The following is a 15,750-nucleotide window of genomic DNA, read 5'->3' as shown; positions in this document are numbered from 1 at the left end:
AGGGTGTTATGGAACTGCTAGTGAAGAATAAAGAAGGGAATCTATGGGATATTTCTGGCATCGTCTCAGATATTTCTTGGAAAACCGCACGGTCAGGTAAACCGTCAACGCTAGAGTTAACGCTTGTGGACAGCGGAATCTATCAGCTCCCCAAGTTCGGGATCAGCAATGGTGATATTATTCAGTTCAGTAAAGATAATGTGGATGTATTTTACGGATTTGTGTTCAGCATTGATACGGGCTCGGATCAGGAGATTAAGCTGACAGCCTATGATCAGATTCGTTATTTGCTGGGCAATGGTAGTTATGTTTTGCAGGATGTTACGGCTAGTGATGTTATCAAGAAAATAACAACGGACTACGGATTAAAGACAGGTGTGCTGGAGGAGACAGAGTACCGGATTCCTTCTTTAATTGAAGATGACAAAAAGCTGTTAGACATCATTATGGGAGCCATCGGCAGTGAGCTTCAGTATAAGGGGCGGTTGATGGCTTTTTACGATGATTTTGGGAAGCTGACGCTGCGTAAACCGGATTCTATGCTGCTTAACCTGGTGCTCGGAGCGGGTCATTATCTGTACGATTATTCGCTCAAAAAAAGTATTGATGACGATACGTACAACACGATTTTTCTGTACAAGGATAACGAGGCATCGGGCAAACGCGATTTCTATCCGGTTAGTGACAAGGACAATGTGAAACGCTGGGGTATCCTGCACTTGTATCAGAAGGCTGATGACAAAGCGAATGCTGCCCAAATTCAGGAGAAGGCAAACAATTTACTGAAAATGCACAACCGTGAAAAGCTCAGTCTCTCCGTACAGGCGATTGGTGATATGCGCGTAAGAGCAGGCAATTTCATTTATGTCCTATTGGATGAATTCGAGACTCAATTGTTTCTGGTGGACCAATGCAGCCATAAGATTTCTGGAGGGGAGCATACCATGTCCCTCGATATTAAGGTGGTGTAGAAATAATGTTAGATATTATTAAAAAAGCAAGTCTAGGAGCCGTGGGAAGTACAAATCCCGTGGCTTTTTCTTATGGAACGGTAACGGAGGCAGCTCCTTTGCAGATCCAGGTGGATCAGCGGTTTATTTTATCGGGGAATGCGTTAGTGCTGCCTGAATCGGTAATGGAAAGCAAGATCGACATCGAGGGCAAAGAAGTAATACTTCGGCGAGGACTAGCGAGTGGGGACCGCGTATTAATGGTTCGAATGCAGGGCGGACAAAGCTACATTGTTCTGGATCGGCTGGTGAGCCCGATATGATCCCTGCGATTGGAAAAGCTGGACCGATAACGGCCCTGCTTGAGGGGGAGGTCAACCTTGAGCGTGGGGAAAGTCCTAGTCTTACGTACCGGATGGATTGGGAGAGAAAAAGGATTACAGGCCAAACGGATGGACTAGAAGCTGTTCAACAGGCGGCGGCTAAAATATTGCGAACCGATCGGTTTGAACATCTGATTTACAGTTCTGATTACGGAACAGAGTGGCGGTTGGTGCTTGGCAAGGATCGGCTGCTGGTTAGAGCTGAAATCAGACGTATCGTAAGTGAGGCACTACTTCAGGATGAACGAATACTTAGCTTAGAGAATATTGTTGTTTCGTTTACCGGAGATAATCTAACTTTTGACTGCAAGGTCGTCACACGTTACGGAAATTTTCAGCTGAGAAAGGAGTGGAATGAGGATGTATGAGGATCAGACGTATGAGGCTCTTTTGGAGCGGATGCTGGACCGGATTCCATCAGGATTGGATAAACGCGAGGGCAGCATCATTTATGACGCGTTGGCTCCAGCAGCCGCTGAGTTGGCACAGATGTATATTGAGCTGGATGTGAATAATAATCTGTATTTTGCAGATACGGCTACCGGAGAGTACTTAGAGCGAAGTATCTCCTGGTTAGGCATTGTAAGACGTGAAGCTAGCAAGGCGCAGCTGAAAGGGATTTTTTATAAGGCGGATGGAGGATTGTTAGATGTTCCACTCGGCAGCCGCTTCTCACTCGAAATGCTGAATTATACGGCTGTGGAGAAGTTATCTCCTGGAGTGTATCGCTTGGAAAGTGAAACCGCTGGAGAAGAAGGAAATCGATATTTTGGCTCTTTACTGCCAGTGGATTATATCTCAGACCTAGCGCGCGGAGAAATAGCTTCTCTTCTGATCCCTGGGGAGGACATTGAAACGGATGATGCACTACGCCAGCGTTATTTGGATTCAGCCAGACGCCCAGCTACTAGCGGAAATAAATATCACTATATGGAGTGGGCACTACAAGTTCCGGGTGTGGGAGGCGCACGTGTTTTTCCATTATGGAAAGGTCCTAAAACTGTGAAGGTGATTATTGTGGACGCCGAAAAAAAACCAGCATCCGAGCTGTTGGCGGCTCAGGTGCAGCAATACATTGATCCGGTCTCAGGAGCGGGTGAGGGACAAGCACCGGTAGGGGCTGTTGTGACCGTGGCACCGGCTGCGGGCAAAAACATCAGTATAAGCGCCAAGGTAACCCTTGCTTCTGGCTATGCACTGCAAGCTGTAAACCAAGGCTTTCAGGTGATGCTTGAGAAATATCGCAAGGAGAAGGCTTTTTCAGCAACCTATATCAGTCAGTCTGTCATCGGGGCATTATTGCTTGCTACTGAAGGAGTTGCGGATTACACAGAGCTGAAGTTGAACAGTGGAGCGGGCAATGTGATGTTGAACGAAGAAGAAGTACCGTTGTTCGGCAACGTTCTACTGGAGGTGTAGCATGGGTTATCCAGAGCAAATTGATATTTTTCAAGAAAAACTTAATAAAAAAGTAAACGGTAGTAGCTATGTTATCGAAGAGAGATTACCGCTTGTAAATGGCGTTTACAGTGGTCTTCTAGCGCATGACAATATTAATAATCAGACCATTGCGGTGTACACAGGGTCACAGTATTCCGGGATCGAGCTACGCAATTTCACTGTGTCTTTTCCGGATGAGGCGCCCTGGCGGCGGTTGATTAAGATTTTTGCCGATGTGCCTGAGGTATATGTGACTTACGAAACTCCCGGCGATACGGTTGAAGCAGAGGATATTAACGGTTTGCAGGTGAGTCTTACTGCTGTCCAGACTGAAATAGAGCGTTATAAGAACAAGGGCCAGATTGACGGAGGATCATTTAGAAGAGAGGTGTAAAATGGCACAGACCATACAAATAAAGCGGGGTACAAAGGCTGAGCTAATGAGTTATGGCGTGTTGAAGGCAGGCGAGCTTGGTTTTTGCAGTGATACTAAGGAAGTTTATATTGGTGACGGCACGTCCAATTCCATGGTCGGCAGGGCGCTGTCAGGGCCAGAAGCTTCGCGTCCGGTTGCAGGAGCCGTTGGTCGTTTGTATTACGTGACTACGGGTTCGAATAGCGGATATTTATATTTTGATGATGGGGCAGCTTGGCGGCGGGTGAATGCGCAGAAGCTTACCGATCTGACAGGTACAATTGATGATATCGCTGATGGAGCAACCTATGCGAAGGTGCTTAAAGCGGATATTAGTGCGGGACATATCAATAAAGTATCGGATGGCACAAACGTAAAGACTGCCGCTGAGATCAAGACTCACATTGATGATGTGGCCAAGCACCGGACAATCAATGATGCAGGGACTACGATTACAGACTTGTGGTCTGCGCAAAAGATTAAAAATGAAATTGAGCTGGCTAAGCATAACATCGAACCGCAAGCATCGGTAAAAGACCAGAACCTGCTGGCTCCACCTGCCAGTCCGGTTGAGGGTGATCGTTATATTATTCCAGCAGGGGCAACCGGGGTATGGGCGGGCAAAACGAATCAAATTGTTGAATACCAATCTGCGGCTTGGGTATTTTATGTTCCTGCCGTCGGTTGGACCGCTTACGTCGATGATGAGCAGAAGATTTACAGCTGGAACGGCAGCGCATGGGTACGTACCGGTGGTGCACTACAGACCATTACAGCCGGGAACGGGCTAATTGGTGGGGGTCAGGCCGATGTTGTGACACTCAATATTGGTGCAGGCAATGGAATCACGGTTACTGCAGACGCGATTGCGGTTACGGCAGGAAAAGGGATCACCGTAGATGGATCCGGTGTAGTTGTCAGTGTGGATGGAAGCAGCATCATTTATGATGCAGCGAATGGCAATAGACTTACCGTAGCCAGTATTGATGGCGGAACATTCTAGGGGGCGGGACAATGGCTCTAAAAACATTGATTCAAATACGCCGCGGCTTGGAAAGCGCCATTGGAGCGCTGGCTATTGGTGAGCTTGGGTATTGTACAGACAGTGGCAAGCTGTACATTGGTTCTGCCGCTGGTAATGTCTTGCTGGTAGCCGCGCAGAGTACCGGGGATATGCTGAAAAGCATTTACGATACGAATAACAATGGCAAGGTGGATTTTGCGCAACAAGCGGATAGTGTAGCTTGGGCGGGGGTAGCAGGTAAACCAGTGGTATTTCCTCCGGCGGCGCATACACATGATTATTTGCCCAAAGGCCCCCTAACCTGGAATCAACTGAAGGGGGTGTAGTAGATGAGTTACGGCAGCTCTTTATACAACGAATTGCAATATTCCGCAGATAAAGATTCGAGCCATCCGGGTGAAGTCGAGGCGCCTGATCTAATGCAGTATTTGCCGGACTATTATAAGGATGTCCGCGAAATGGAGAAGCTTCAGGAGACCATCGGGCTAGAAATTGGTGGACTGAAGCTGGGCACTATAGACGTACTGGATCAGGCTTTTGTTGAAACGGCAACGGTGAGCCTTGGACGATGGGAAGCTGAGCTTGGACTAAATATCGATTCATCCAAGTCATATGCCACACGCCGAGAGATGATTAAGGCAAAGCTGCGTGGAAATGGGACGACCACACCGGAGATGATTCAGCGGACGGCGTCAGCTTTTTCAGGTGGAGTGGTTGAAGTAAAGGAAGTGCCTGAGGAGTACCGTTTTGAGATTCATTTTGTGAGTACACTGGGGATTCCTCAAAATATGGCAGGGTTGATTCAAATCATCGAAGAGATTAAACCTGCGCATTTAGCTTATGAATTTGTGTTCAGCTATACCTGGTGGGACTCTGTTAAGGCTTTGACTTGGGAGAGTGCTCACAGTAAAACCTGGAACGAATTAAGAACTTATAGATAGGAGAGTGACATATGCAAACCACAGGAAATTTGGGCTTAAAAAAGCCAGAGGGAACAGATATCGTTGATATTGCCGATTTGAACGGGAATATGGACATTTTGGACAATGCCGTTAATGGCAAGGTCGATAAAGTAACAGGCAAACAGCTATCTACGAACGACTACACCGCAGCTGAGAAAACGAAGCTGGGGGGGATTGCTACGGGAGCGAATAATTATGTGCATCCTAATCACACGGGGGATGTTATAAGTACTGGTGACGGGGGGACCGCAATTGCGGCTGGGGTGATTGTAAACGCCGATGTTAATGCTTCAGCCGGAATTGATGCTTCGAAGATTGGAACGGGAGTGGTCTCTAACGCGGAGTTTGGGTACTTGGATGGGGTGACTAGTGGGATTCAGGGGCAGCTGAATGGTAAGGCGCCGTTGGTTACTACGCCTCAGCAGACGACAGCGGATATTACGTACTACGTACGGACGGACGGGAATGATAATAATACGGGATTGGTGAATACGGCGGGTGGGGCGTTTAGGACTATAACAAAAGCTGTGAACATGATTCCGCAGATTGTTACTCATAATGTGAACATTATTATTGCTCCTGGAACTTATGCAGAGAATATAAACATTACTGGATTTGTAGGAAAAGGAGTAATAGAATTAAAGGCTCAAGGTGGAGCAGTTCTTTCAGACTCATACATTATTCAGTCCCTTACTGTAACCCGTTGTCTTAATTCTGTTGTTGTAACCGGACTTAAAGCTTCTTCAACTACGAGCAATGGATTCAATGCAACTTACACGCATTCAGTTCTCTTCAATTATTGTAAAGTTGATGCTGCTACTTCTAATTTCGATGGTGTTTTTGTATCGTTTGCATTTGTGCGTGTTTACGGAGGTTCTTTTTCAAACAGGCGTTCTGGGATCACAGCCTATCTTGTCTCTCAAGTTAACGCTGAAGGAAATACAGGAAACGGAAATGCGACAGGACTGTTTGCAGATGGAGGTACAATTGTTAAAGCATCAATAAATCCATCTGCTTTAGTTGTGGTTAATAACGAGGTTGTCAGTACGAGTGGCGGTATTATTACCTCGGGGGTTGTTAATCCTTGGGGAGATAATACATTTTCAAAACGAAGTGCCTTTTCTGCCATACCATCTACTAATCAAGTGGTTCCGAAAGCCGTTTTAACAAAGATTAATTTCCAAACTGAGTATTACGACAATCTGGGTGAGTATAACCCTTCGACTAGTATGTTCACAGCAGCGAAATCAGGATTTTATCTAGTTGAATGCTCTATTGTAGTTAGTTCGCCGGAAGCACTAACTTCTCATTATCTTCAAATTTATAGAAACGGAACAAGTAGAGAAATAGGTGCTTATGGTATACCAGTGAACTCTGGTGGCGATATACAGCTATCTATAACTGCTATGCTCCCTATAAATGCAGGAGACAAACTTGAAGCCTATGTGCAGCATCATAATTCAATAGATAAAAGTATAACGACTGATTCTATATATTCAAGATTCAAGGTATCTCAAATTGCGTAATGGAGGGATTATAATGAACATATCAGCAGCAATTATGCACATGTACCCAAAATCTGACCCAGTGCATGACTTTACGGTGCGGGACAACGGGCCTGAACCTATTTTACGTGAAGGCGTACACGGACGGACACGCTACGAAATCCGACCATTAGATGAAGACGAAACCGAGTATATAGAAGATGTACACTATCGTTATGTAGTGGATTTTAACCGATTGAAAAAGGGCGTAGACTACGACATTATTGAACGTGGCCCATACATCGCAGCTTGGAACCTAGATGTCCCACAACCAACGGAAGAAGAACTCGAAGCCGCGTGGGAAGCATATCTAGAAGCAGAAGCTAACAAACCACCAGAATTAAGCGAAGTCGAGCAACTCCGTGCTGAAAATACTGCTTTGCAAGACAGGCTTCAAGATGTCGAAGTCATTATGGCTGAATTACTCAGCATATAAACCCAAAGGGAGGTGAGTTGTAATCATGACAATGAATTCATTAACAGCCGCCAAAATTCGGTTGATGGCTAATGCCTGCATCACTCGTTTTGAGCGTGAGGAGGGTCCGATAGAGAATATCATTTCTTCCTATAACATGCAGCCGGATAATGAGAATTTGGTTAAGGATCAGATTCTCGAGAAACGATCAGATATTCATTTTGCTGAAAACGATTCGACTGAGCAAGCTTCATCAGCCAAATAATTAGCACGCATCCACACAGGAGCGTGTTTTTTTGTGCCCTCGGTGGTGCCGGGGGCTATTACGCATCAACATCATTATAGAAAGGAGCGGACGAATGGGCGAAGGGGATATTGCGCAATTGGAGAAGCTGCTGCCGCTGGCAGATAAGTATGGGCTGGCTTATATTGTTGCTTTCATTTTGATGATCGTGCTGATGGTGTTATTGCGTGCGATTGTCAAAGGGAACCTTGTACCGCGAGAAATGCTGGATCGGGCAGAGGAGGATCGGGATCGTCTGCAAGCGATTTTGGATAAGGAGCGCTCGGAGTTTATGCAGCCCACACTGGACGTCTTAAAGAAACTGAAGATTGACCATACGGAAGACAGGGGGAGTTAGGAATGCTGTCACAATGGATTCGGCGGCTGCTTCTCCCCCGGCATGTTGATAAAGAGATGGAGCTCCGCAGAGCCTCTACCAGCGTTACACTGACCATAAGTCATTATAAAAATGTCTCGCAGGAAATTCAGGAGGAGATTGATCGCAACCGGTTCGCCAAATATTTAGTTTATGATCGAGGGGATCATGATGCACATGATTGAATTTTTATTATTGGTGCTATATGGCACTACTACGGCCTGCGGATTATATATTATTCATCGCCACAGGCAATATTTTTACGAAAGATTTCATAAAGGTGTGGTCAGCGTTTTTATGCTGGCTATGCTTTTTTTCTTATTGGCTTATACATTCAATATGCTTATCGTTCTACTATTCCGTTTGGCAGAATTACTAGGAGTGGACATGGCAACAGGGCTGACTTGGCTTCATTATAGCTGGGCTATTGCCCAATTCGGTACAACTGGTGGAATTATCATATTAGCGATACTGACACGTTCCGGGAAATACGACCAATTTATTTATCTGAAAAAGATAGACAGAAAAGAGGAACTTCATGCTGACATTAACTCAGGTGAAAAATAAATCAGCCCAACGCCTAACAGGCCTACATCCCGTAGTTCGTTCCGCTGCTACTGCGCTTATCGAGCGGTGTTACAAACTCAACATCCCCATTCTCATTACGCAGGGACTGCGCACGATAGCTGAACAGGATGCTTTATATGCACAAGGCCGCACCAAGCCCGGAGCAATTGTTACCAATGCACGTGGCGGATATAGCTATCACAATTTTGGATTGGCCGTAGATTTTGTTCTTTTGCTGCCGAATGGATCGAGTGTGTCATGGGATATGTGCCGGGACGGCAATAACAACCAGATCGCAGATTGGCAGGAGGTTGTGAAGGAGGCAAAAGGGCTGGGCTTCGAGTGGGGTGGCGACTGGACAAGCTTCAAGGATTACCCCCATTTTCAAATGGCGTTTGGGTTAACACTCACACAGTTACGAGCAGGGACAAAGCCCTCAACATCTGCGGTGGAGTCAGCGTATAAGGTCATCAATCGGAAGGAGGAGGAAGAATTGAAGAGTGATGTTATTGCTGTCGTAAAGGTTAACGGGGTTAAGGTTGCAGATGGAGTGCTTGAAAAAGGCATCACCTACGTCCCTGTACGTGTTATTGCAGAAGCGCTGGGTGCTCAGGTAGGTTATGATTCTGCGACTCGAACGGTTGAGATTATGAGTAGCCACTAAGGAGGGAAAAGGATGGAAAATGGAACAATTTTAGATGATGTTATGGCATTCGCCTCTATATTAGCAGTATTCGTACTGGCACTGGTTCAGTTGGTCAAAAATAGTATCAACATCCCGCGTAACGTAGTCCCGATTATCGGACTATTGATAGGTTTGTTCATCGGCGTAGTAGCGTATCCTTTTACTGAACTTGATTTAGTGCTTCGCCTTTGGGCTGGGGGTCTTGCAGGCTTATCTGCAACCGGGTTGTTTGAACTAGCTTTTAAGGATCGCCCGGGCACGACGAAAGGGTAAGTGGATAATAGGTACGAATCATAAAAAGGGCTGTTCCAAAAAGTCTGAAAAAGACCTAAGGAAGAGCCCCATTGTTTTTCTTATGATATTACATAAATAAGTTTCAGAACGAAAGCGTGCTGCCGGGTTGTAAAGAATATAGTCCTGTGAAACCTTCTCCTTTTAATATAGAAGCTACTTGGTCGATATGTGGTTTGGGAGCATGGACAAGCACTGTCCGGTGGCTGGGAATCGTTTGGAGCATTTTGCGAATGTCCGGCAAGCCTTGATGGACTTTATAGCGGATAAGTGAGACTGTACAGCGTAAGCTGCTAGATTCTCCGATCATAGCTTGCTCAACAAGACGATGTCCAAAGCTTCCCGCCGCTAAATGTCCCGTAAAAATCACATGGTTGTCAGGAGAAACAGAGAGTTGATGGAAGTATTCTTGTGCTTTTGCTGACTGCATCATCCCGTCATTGGTGAATACGATAGCTCTCTTAAGATTCAGCATTGCCTTCGCGCGTTCGTCCGAATTAGATACAACACACAAGTTTTTTCTGTTAAAAAGGGCATTTACGCGCTGAATAGCGTCCTCTTTCAGCCATTCCACCTTGTCGCTTAATGCTCGTAAAGGAGCGACGAGTGCTTCTTCTACGATCAATTGATGATCTGGAAAACATTCATTTGCCCATACGACCAATTCTTGGCTTCTGCCATGGATAGGCACAGGAAGGAGGACGGAGCCCCCTTTTTGCAAGGTATTGTGGATGGCTAGTTCTAATTGCTGTAATTTCACAAGCTGCTCATCAGGATCTGCCCCATAAGCGGCATCGATAATGGACAGATCAGCCACATTTTTAGTTTTGGCTTCCATAATTGCTGGGGTGTCTGCCATGAGCAGCTGCGACTCCTCCGTATAATCCCCTGAGAAAAATACAGTTTTGTCCTCCCATTCTAGGCCCAGCCAAACCGAACCTGCTAAATGCCCGCTACGTCCCCATTGAACTCGAAGGTTAGGCGCAAGCGTCAGCCAAGTTTGAGGGGAGACATGCTCCTCTAAATACTTGAATTGAATAGCTTCTTTATCCGTTTCCTCATAGGGGAGCGGGGCGGATTGAGCCGCCACATATTTATCCCAGGCCTCGAAATAATCAGGAAGCTGTAATGAGGTGGATCTAGTAGTCCATACCTTACCTCTGTATCCGTGTTTATAAAGTAAGGGCAGCGCTATGGAATGATCCTCATGAGCATGAGACAGAAAGACTGCCTGCAAATGTGGAATAATATCCTTATCAAGTAGGGGGTATTCCCCTGGGCCTTCTTTTTTTACGCCACAATCGAGCAGGATGCCATTTCGTGAATCCTTGCCCTGCAAAAGATAGGAGGAACGGCCATGCTCTCCGGCCCCTCCCCAAATCGTTAGTCTGCTCATTGTTGTCTCCGCTTTCTATCTGGGCTTAAATATTCTAAGACTAATAGTAATAGGGTAGTGATGCCTACAGAGATTACAGCCATGGCCATCCCCATGGCTACCGCACCTTGTTCAAACTGGGCAAAAATATAGGTTGCCGAGGTCTGCATTGAAGGTGGCAGAATGAGTAATGAGGCTACCAGTTCCCGATTAGAAATGGTGAAAGTCATCATCCAGCCAGCCACCATCCCCGGAAGGATGAGGGGAAGCAGGATACGGCGGAACACATACAGCTTACTACCTCCGAATACTTGTCCCGCTTGCATCAGAGAGGAATCGATTTGCCCATAGCTTGCTTTTACATACTGAACAGTATAAGGAAGGAAAAGTACGACATAAGTCAGTACAACCATCCAGTAGGTATTATAGAGCGGGATAGGCATCCAGCGGGCATTCCACAGCAGAATTAGCCCTACTACAATTACAATTCCAGGGACTGTATTTGGAAGCAAGCTGAATAAATCTGTAATTTTCTGCTTGAATGTAGCCCCTTTTCCTACCGTTAAGGCAAACCAAGTCCCCAGAATAACAGCGATACTGGAAGCAACGATAGCTAATGTGAAGCTATTTAATAAGGCCTCAAGTCCTTGTGAGCCCGGGGATAACAGCTCTGCATAATGTTTTAAGGTTAAATTGCTCCAGGATACACCTTCTCCCCGAAGCTTCAATAATGAGGCTGTTATGATAGAGAAATAAGGAATGCCGATGGATGCCAGAAGCAACAGAAGAACATAACCCCAGCTAAGAAACCCTACGATGCCTGTACTCTTATAACGTTTAGTACGAGTTCCTTTTCCACCGATCAGACGGTAAGAGTAGCGGCTGCTAATTATAGTTTGGATGTACCACATGACAAGACAAACTCCGAGCAGCAAGGAGGCTAGTGAAGTAGCCTTACCAAAATCAATCGGCCAACTGGAGATATATTTATGGATCTCAGAGGTCAGCACGTAAAAGCCGATCCTGCGGCCAAAGGTCGCAGGGGTACCGAATTCAGCAATGGTTTTGACGAAGATGAGCAGTGCTCCAAGCCCATAGCTAGAGAGCAGTAAAGGAATAATCACTCTTTTAAATCTGTAAAAGAAGGGGGCGCCGTGAACAGAGGCTGCTTCCTCCAGATTGCCCCCGATCTGCAAAAGCGCATTGCGCAGCAGCAGGTACAGGAAGGGAAACAGGTGAAGGCTCATGATCAGCACCATACCCCCATAGCTAAAGAAATATGGTGTCAACACGGAGGAGGAGGGCAGAAACTGCTCCATATACCCACCCGTCTGCATAAACAACATCCAGCCCATAGAACCAATGTAAGGCGGCGTCATAAATGGAATTAACAGCACGACATCCAGCCAGTTGTGGCGCCCTAAGTCGGTTTTTGCCATAATCCAGGCTAGAGGTAGCGCAAACAAAGTAGTTAGCAGAATGACGCTTACCCCAAGCCCGATAGAATTCAGCAGCACCTCTACTAGGTCATTGCTCCCCATAATGGTTCGTAGTGGTGCGGCTATGTCGAGATGCTCCTCTGGATAAATACTGGTCCAGAAAATGAGCAGGAGTGGCAGCAGCACGATCACGGTTAGTATAAATAAAGCCAGTCCACCGCTCACCCATTTAAATGAGCGCAAAGAGTTAGTATTCATTACGCTTATTTAAAAATTTGTGTGAAGGTCGAGGAAACTTCATCGCTGTGCTCATTCATCCATTCCCAATTCACATCAAATGTTTTGATTTCTTCAAGATTGGCACGATTTTCTGCCTTCACGTCAGTTCTGCCTGGCAGCAAATAGGCTTTGGCAACAAGGGCTTGTGCTTCATCGGAGAGCAGGTAGTCGATAAAAGCCTTAGCGTTATCTACATTTGGGCTTGTCTTAATGATCGCAGCCGGACGAGGGCTGATTACAGTTCCTTCAGCAGGATAGACGATATCCACAGGTTCTCCGTCAGCCTTTGCTTTATAAGCCATGTAATCTACGCCAGCAGCAACGACGGATTTAGCACCGGTAATCACCGGATCAAGTGTCTCTTGATTGGCGCCTGCCATAGCTACTTCATTGCTTTTATATTGTTTGAAAAGATCCCAGCCACTGTCCCCCTTAGCACTTAAATACCCAGTCATGAAATCAAGAGCCGAGCCGGAAAGTGAAGGATCAGGGATATTGACTGCACCCTTCCATTCCGCTTTGATGAGGTCATCCCAGGAGGTCGGCGGTGAGCTTACTTTTTTGGTATTGTAGACAATACCGAGTGCGGATGCACTGTAACTGAAATAGTTACCTTCATCTATATCTGACCAATCGCTAACCAGCTTGTCTGCATTAATCGCTTCTTTATATGGAAGTAATAATCCGTCGTTTTTCATTCCTTGCATGGACGGAAGAGAGGCGAGGACAACAACATCAACGACCGGATTGGATTTTTCTGCTTCCATGCGGGCAAGTATTTTTCCTGTAGTGCCTTGGAACATTTCAACCTTAACGCCAGTTTTGGCTTCAAAGCCGTCTTTGATTTTATTGGCTAAACCTTCAGGGCCTGCACTGTAAACGACAAGATTGCCGCTTAGTGTCTTTTCTGTTGGTTGTGGGGCTTCAGTTTGCGTCGCCGCAGTATCGGTTTGGTTGTTGCTTGCGTTAGCCGCAGGGGTGTTCGAGGAGCCGTAGCCCACTAAAGTAATACCAAGTGCAGTTGTTAGAAGAAGTGAACTTAACCCTTTTGTCTTTTTCATTTGATTCAATGTTATTGCCTCCCTAATATTGTTGTGTGCATCTTGCTGCATGGAACAGCATCATATAGAGCCATTCCATGCAGTAGACGCTTAATTCAGATGATGGATTTGGCGCTCTGAAGCGTACAGCTGAATCTTTTCCCCTACAGGTAGGCGCCGCTCATGATAAGCGGTCCAAGTCCCATTGTGTTCCATGTCCAGAATGATCTCATAGCGATCCCCCATATAACTCACATGCTGAATAGTCCCTGTAAAAGGAAGAGAGGAAGCATTCTCCTGAGACCAGCGTAAATGTTCTGGACGCAGCATCTGTTTATCCGGAACGATCCAGTTGGATTTACCAATAAAGTGGGCTACAAAAGGATGACTCGGTTTACGATAAATGTCCTCAGGAGATCCACTTTGTAAAATAGTACCACCTTGCATTACAACTACTTCATCTGACATAGACATCGCTTCGGTTTGATCATGCGTCACATACAGGGCTGTAATGCCCATGTTTTTTACCAAGGAGATTAACTCCAGCCTCATTTCATCTCGCAAGACCGCATCCAGCGCACTTAAGGGCTCATCGAATAATACAAGCTGAGGGCGCATGACTACGGCTCTGGCAAAAGCAACCCGCTGCTGTTGTCCACCGGACAGCTGATGTGGAAAACGCAGCTCCAGCCCCTCCAGCTTGACCGATCGAAGCGCCTCCTGCACCCGAACCCGTAAATTCTTTTTTTGCTTGGAAGCTCGAAGTCCGAAGGCTACATTCTCGAACACAGTCAGATGCGGCCAGAGGGCGAAATCTTGAAAAACCATGCCAAAGTTACGGCGATGAATGGGGTGGCTAATTCTTTTGCTGCCTGAAAAAATAAACTCATCATCGATCAGAATTTCTCCTGCATCCGGTGTTTCCAGCCCAGCAATCAGACGGAGTAGTGTCGTCTTTCCACAACCTGAAGGACCGAGTAATGTCGTAAAGCTTCCAGCGGGAATCTTCAGATCTGCAGCTTTCAAGGCATGCACATCTCCGAATTTCTTTTCCAATCTGTGGATTGTAATTTCCTTCATTCTATCTACCTGCCTGTTCTTAAGCTTGTTCTTAGTGTAAAGGTAAAGAATTCCCGCTATATTTGCTGAATGTAACTGTGATATTAACTTTTTTGCCGATTTATTTTAACATTCATAGAATTCTTCTATGTTACCGTTTAGGAAAAGGCGAGGGAGTGGAAGAGAATGAACCTTAATCTAATGAAGCTGGAAATTGTAGAACTGCTGAATAAACATAAGAAAATTACCACGGTAGCAGATAAACTCGGACTAAAGCAGCCCACCGTTACGTATCATTTGAAGAATTTAGAGCAGCAATTGGGGGAGAAGTTATTTGAATCCAGAATGGATAAAATGATTCTTACGGAGAGTGGCAAAGCTTTTCTTCATTATGCGATCAAAATCAATGCGCTTGCTGCGGAAGCGGAGCGGGTGGTAAAAGAGTTCAGTCAGGCAGGTCGGGGGACACTGAAAATTGGCGCCAGTTATGTTCCAGCTACTTATATTCTTCCACAAATATTGGGGCAGTTTGGCGAACAGCATCCGGGGATTACCATTTCTTTATCGGTTAAGCCTTCACCGGTGATCAAAGAAATGCTTGCCAGCCATGAGATTGATCTTGGTATTTTGTCTACGGAATCTTTTTATCTGCCTGATCTGCATACTCAAGCCTTATGTGAGGATGAGCTTGTCCTTGTTTTTGCACCTACACATGATTTTGCCGGATTTTCTAATTTAAACTCGGCGATGATTGCTTCAGCCAGCTTTATTTTACATGACAAGGAATCAAGCACACGCCAGTTGACGGATAAATGGTTTGAACGAGAGGGAAAAGAATCAAAACCGCATATTTTACTCGATTCACTGGAGGCAATTAAGCAATCGCTCATGAGTGGACAACATGTTTCATTTATTTCACGCCTTGCTGTGGAGGACGAGGTAGCCAGAGGAAGATTGCTAATGCGAGCCATTCCGGATTATAATTTTGAAAGACATATTTATTATTCGTATAACCGTGATCGCCATTATTCTCCTTTAATTGGGCTGTTCATTGACCAGCTCCGCACAATCCGAATATAAGCATACATAGAGAATATACGATAGATCCATTATATATATGAAAGAATACATAAAATATAAGGACTGTATAAATTCAGAAATTGGTGTATAATCTTAGGTGCTGTGTCGCTTTACAGCACAAAAAAGTTGCAGATTTTCAAACG

The 15,750-nt window shown here is 45.6% G+C and carries 21 protein-coding genes; 17 read left to right on the top strand and 4 right to left on the bottom strand.

Translation table 11 applies throughout. The features are described 5' to 3' along the window. Positions 1–8: 8 nt before the first annotated feature. The 16 genes from NST58_RS29440 to NST58_RS29365 all read left to right on the top strand — a co-directional run bounded on the left by NST58_RS29440 (position 9) and on the right by NST58_RS29365 (position 9,317). Entirely contained in the window at positions 9–971 is a 963-nt protein-coding gene (locus NST58_RS29440; RefSeq protein WP_076099867.1) for a hypothetical protein, read from the top strand. Between the two features lie 5 nt (positions 972–976). Then, positions 977–1,273, top strand: coding sequence for a DUF2577 domain-containing protein (locus NST58_RS29435; protein ID WP_076099903.1), 297 nt, complete (start codon positions 977–979; stop codon positions 1,271–1,273). Beyond that, the gene (locus NST58_RS29430) at positions 1,270–1,701 is read left to right on the top strand and encodes a DUF2634 domain-containing protein (RefSeq protein ID WP_076099869.1); all 432 of its coding nucleotides are present in this window, start codon (positions 1,270–1,272) and stop codon (positions 1,699–1,701) included. Before NST58_RS29435 ends, NST58_RS29430 begins: the two co-directional genes overlap by 4 nt. Next, positions 1,694–2,752, top strand: coding sequence for a baseplate J/gp47 family protein (locus NST58_RS29425; protein ID WP_248549696.1), 1,059 nt, complete (start codon positions 1,694–1,696; stop codon positions 2,750–2,752). The genes NST58_RS29430 and NST58_RS29425 overlap by 8 nt, the downstream gene beginning before the upstream one ends. Before the next feature lies 1 nt (position 2,753). Next, positions 2,754–3,167 (top strand): phosphoglucomutase, encoded by a 414-nt coding sequence (locus NST58_RS29420; RefSeq protein ID WP_076304948.1) that lies wholly within the window; start codon positions 2,754–2,756, stop codon positions 3,165–3,167. A gap of 1 nt (position 3,168) precedes the next feature. Beyond that, positions 3,169–4,191: a DUF2793 domain-containing protein gene (locus tag NST58_RS29415; protein WP_339245146.1), complete on the top strand. Its 1,023-nt coding sequence runs from the start codon at positions 3,169–3,171 to the stop codon at positions 4,189–4,191. Positions 4,192–4,202: 11 nt separating this feature from the next. Further along, positions 4,203–4,538, top strand: a complete 336-nt coding sequence (locus NST58_RS29410; protein ID WP_076099872.1) for a hypothetical protein — start codon at positions 4,203–4,205, stop codon at positions 4,536–4,538. Positions 4,539–4,541: 3 nt separating this feature from the next. Continuing rightward, positions 4,542–5,153 (top strand): putative phage tail protein, encoded by a 612-nt coding sequence (locus NST58_RS29405; RefSeq protein ID WP_339245143.1) that lies wholly within the window; start codon positions 4,542–4,544, stop codon positions 5,151–5,153. 11 nt (positions 5,154–5,164) lie between these two features. Continuing rightward, positions 5,165–6,700: a hypothetical protein gene (locus NST58_RS29400; protein WP_339245140.1), complete on the top strand. Its 1,536-nt coding sequence runs from the start codon at positions 5,165–5,167 to the stop codon at positions 6,698–6,700. Between the two features lie 13 nt (positions 6,701–6,713). Continuing rightward, positions 6,714–7,154: an XkdW family protein gene (locus NST58_RS29395; protein ID WP_076193931.1), complete on the top strand. Its 441-nt coding sequence runs from the start codon at positions 6,714–6,716 to the stop codon at positions 7,152–7,154. 25 nt (positions 7,155–7,179) lie between these two features. Further along, positions 7,180–7,398 (top strand): hypothetical protein, encoded by a 219-nt coding sequence (locus NST58_RS29390; protein WP_076280157.1) that lies wholly within the window; start codon positions 7,180–7,182, stop codon positions 7,396–7,398. Between the two features lie 94 nt (positions 7,399–7,492). Then, complete coding sequence (locus NST58_RS29385; RefSeq protein ID WP_036681272.1) at positions 7,493–7,774, top strand: hypothetical protein; 282 nt, start codon at positions 7,493–7,495, stop codon at positions 7,772–7,774. Between the two features lie 2 nt (positions 7,775–7,776). After that, positions 7,777–7,977, top strand: a complete 201-nt coding sequence (locus NST58_RS29380; RefSeq protein WP_036681274.1) for a hypothetical protein — start codon at positions 7,777–7,779, stop codon at positions 7,975–7,977. After that, positions 7,970–8,359, top strand: a complete 390-nt coding sequence (locus tag NST58_RS29375) for a hypothetical protein (protein ID WP_339245136.1) — start codon at positions 7,970–7,972, stop codon at positions 8,357–8,359. Before NST58_RS29380 ends, NST58_RS29375 begins: the two co-directional genes overlap by 8 nt. After that, positions 8,331–9,023 carry a M15 family metallopeptidase gene (locus NST58_RS29370; protein WP_339245134.1) on the top strand — a complete coding sequence of 231 codons (693 nt, stop codon included), beginning with the start codon at positions 8,331–8,333 and terminating at the stop codon, positions 9,021–9,023. The genes NST58_RS29375 and NST58_RS29370 overlap by 29 nt, the downstream gene beginning before the upstream one ends. Positions 9,024–9,035: 12 nt before the next feature. Beyond that, positions 9,036–9,317: a holin gene (locus tag NST58_RS29365; RefSeq protein ID WP_076129773.1), complete on the top strand. Its 282-nt coding sequence runs from the start codon at positions 9,036–9,038 to the stop codon at positions 9,315–9,317. Positions 9,318–9,420: 103 nt separating this feature from the next. Here NST58_RS29365 and NST58_RS29360 read toward each other — a convergent pair whose 3' ends face one another. From NST58_RS29360 to NST58_RS29345, 4 genes are all read right to left on the bottom strand, one after another. After that, entirely contained in the window at positions 9,421–10,731 is a 1,311-nt protein-coding gene (locus tag NST58_RS29360; RefSeq protein WP_339245131.1) for an MBL fold metallo-hydrolase, read from the bottom strand. Continuing rightward, positions 10,728–12,407 (bottom strand): iron ABC transporter permease, encoded by a 1,680-nt coding sequence (locus NST58_RS29355; protein WP_076193939.1) that lies wholly within the window; start codon positions 12,405–12,407, stop codon positions 10,728–10,730. Before NST58_RS29355 ends, NST58_RS29360 begins: the two co-directional genes overlap by 4 nt. A gap of 5 nt (positions 12,408–12,412) precedes the next feature. Beyond that, the gene (locus tag NST58_RS29350; protein ID WP_339248809.1) at positions 12,413–13,489 is read right to left on the bottom strand and encodes an ABC transporter substrate-binding protein; all 1,077 of its coding nucleotides are present in this window, start codon (positions 13,487–13,489) and stop codon (positions 12,413–12,415) included. A 90-nt stretch (positions 13,490–13,579) separates the two neighbouring features. After that, positions 13,580–14,548 (bottom strand): ABC transporter ATP-binding protein, encoded by a 969-nt coding sequence (locus tag NST58_RS29345; RefSeq protein ID WP_339245128.1) that lies wholly within the window; start codon positions 14,546–14,548, stop codon positions 13,580–13,582. Between the two features lie 165 nt (positions 14,549–14,713). Here NST58_RS29345 and NST58_RS29340 point away from each other — a divergent pair, with 165 nt between their 5' ends. Beyond that, positions 14,714–15,607 carry a LysR family transcriptional regulator gene (locus tag NST58_RS29340; protein WP_076129777.1) on the top strand — a complete coding sequence of 298 codons (894 nt, stop codon included), beginning with the start codon at positions 14,714–14,716 and terminating at the stop codon, positions 15,605–15,607. The last annotated feature ends 143 nt before the right edge of the window (positions 15,608–15,750 follow it).

Source organism: Paenibacillus sp. FSL R10-2796 (assembly GCF_037965315.1).
GTDB classification, from domain to species: Bacteria; Bacillota; Bacilli; order Paenibacillales; family Paenibacillaceae; genus Paenibacillus_AQ; species Paenibacillus_AQ odorifer.
Note: the sequence above shows the minus strand (reverse complement) of the source record. Positions and strands in the feature narration are given on the sequence as shown.

Bases quoted from the DNA above. Each gene is read 5' to 3' on its own strand.
- NST58_RS29440 (WP_076099867.1), top strand. From the start codon at position 9: ATGGAACTGCTAGTGAAGAATAAAGAAGGGAATCTATGGGATATTTCT.
- NST58_RS29435 (WP_076099903.1), top strand. From the start codon at position 977: ATGTTAGATATTATTAAAAAAGCAAGTCTAGGAGCCGTGGGAAGTACA.
- NST58_RS29430 (WP_076099869.1), top strand. From the start codon at position 1,270: ATGATCCCTGCGATTGGAAAAGCTGGACCGATAACGGCCCTGCTTGAG.
- NST58_RS29425 (WP_248549696.1), top strand. From the start codon at position 1,694: ATGTATGAGGATCAGACGTATGAGGCTCTTTTGGAGCGGATGCTGGAC.
- NST58_RS29420 (WP_076304948.1), top strand. From the start codon at position 2,754: ATGGGTTATCCAGAGCAAATTGATATTTTTCAAGAAAAACTTAATAAA.
- NST58_RS29415 (WP_339245146.1), top strand. From the start codon at position 3,169: ATGGCACAGACCATACAAATAAAGCGGGGTACAAAGGCTGAGCTAATG.
- NST58_RS29410 (WP_076099872.1), top strand. From the start codon at position 4,203: ATGGCTCTAAAAACATTGATTCAAATACGCCGCGGCTTGGAAAGCGCC.
- NST58_RS29405 (WP_339245143.1), top strand. From the start codon at position 4,542: ATGAGTTACGGCAGCTCTTTATACAACGAATTGCAATATTCCGCAGAT.
- NST58_RS29400 (WP_339245140.1), top strand. From the start codon at position 5,165: ATGCAAACCACAGGAAATTTGGGCTTAAAAAAGCCAGAGGGAACAGAT.
- NST58_RS29395 (WP_076193931.1), top strand. From the start codon at position 6,714: ATGAACATATCAGCAGCAATTATGCACATGTACCCAAAATCTGACCCA.
- NST58_RS29390 (WP_076280157.1), top strand. From the start codon at position 7,180: ATGACAATGAATTCATTAACAGCCGCCAAAATTCGGTTGATGGCTAAT.
- NST58_RS29385 (WP_036681272.1), top strand. From the start codon at position 7,493: ATGGGCGAAGGGGATATTGCGCAATTGGAGAAGCTGCTGCCGCTGGCA.
- NST58_RS29380 (WP_036681274.1), top strand. From the start codon at position 7,777: ATGCTGTCACAATGGATTCGGCGGCTGCTTCTCCCCCGGCATGTTGAT.
- NST58_RS29375 (WP_339245136.1), top strand. From the start codon at position 7,970: ATGATTGAATTTTTATTATTGGTGCTATATGGCACTACTACGGCCTGC.
- NST58_RS29370 (WP_339245134.1), top strand. From the start codon at position 8,331: ATGCTGACATTAACTCAGGTGAAAAATAAATCAGCCCAACGCCTAACA.
- NST58_RS29365 (WP_076129773.1), top strand. From the start codon at position 9,036: ATGGAAAATGGAACAATTTTAGATGATGTTATGGCATTCGCCTCTATA.
- NST58_RS29360 (WP_339245131.1), bottom strand. From the start codon at position 10,731: ATGAGCAGACTAACGATTTGGGGAGGGGCCGGAGAGCATGGCCGTTCC.
- NST58_RS29355 (WP_076193939.1), bottom strand. From the start codon at position 12,407: ATGAATACTAACTCTTTGCGCTCATTTAAATGGGTGAGCGGTGGACTG.
- NST58_RS29350 (WP_339248809.1), bottom strand. From the start codon at position 13,489: ATGAAAAAGACAAAAGGGTTAAGTTCACTTCTTCTAACAACTGCACTT.
- NST58_RS29345 (WP_339245128.1), bottom strand. From the start codon at position 14,548: ATGAAGGAAATTACAATCCACAGATTGGAAAAGAAATTCGGAGATGTG.
- NST58_RS29340 (WP_076129777.1), top strand. From the start codon at position 14,714: ATGAACCTTAATCTAATGAAGCTGGAAATTGTAGAACTGCTGAATAAA.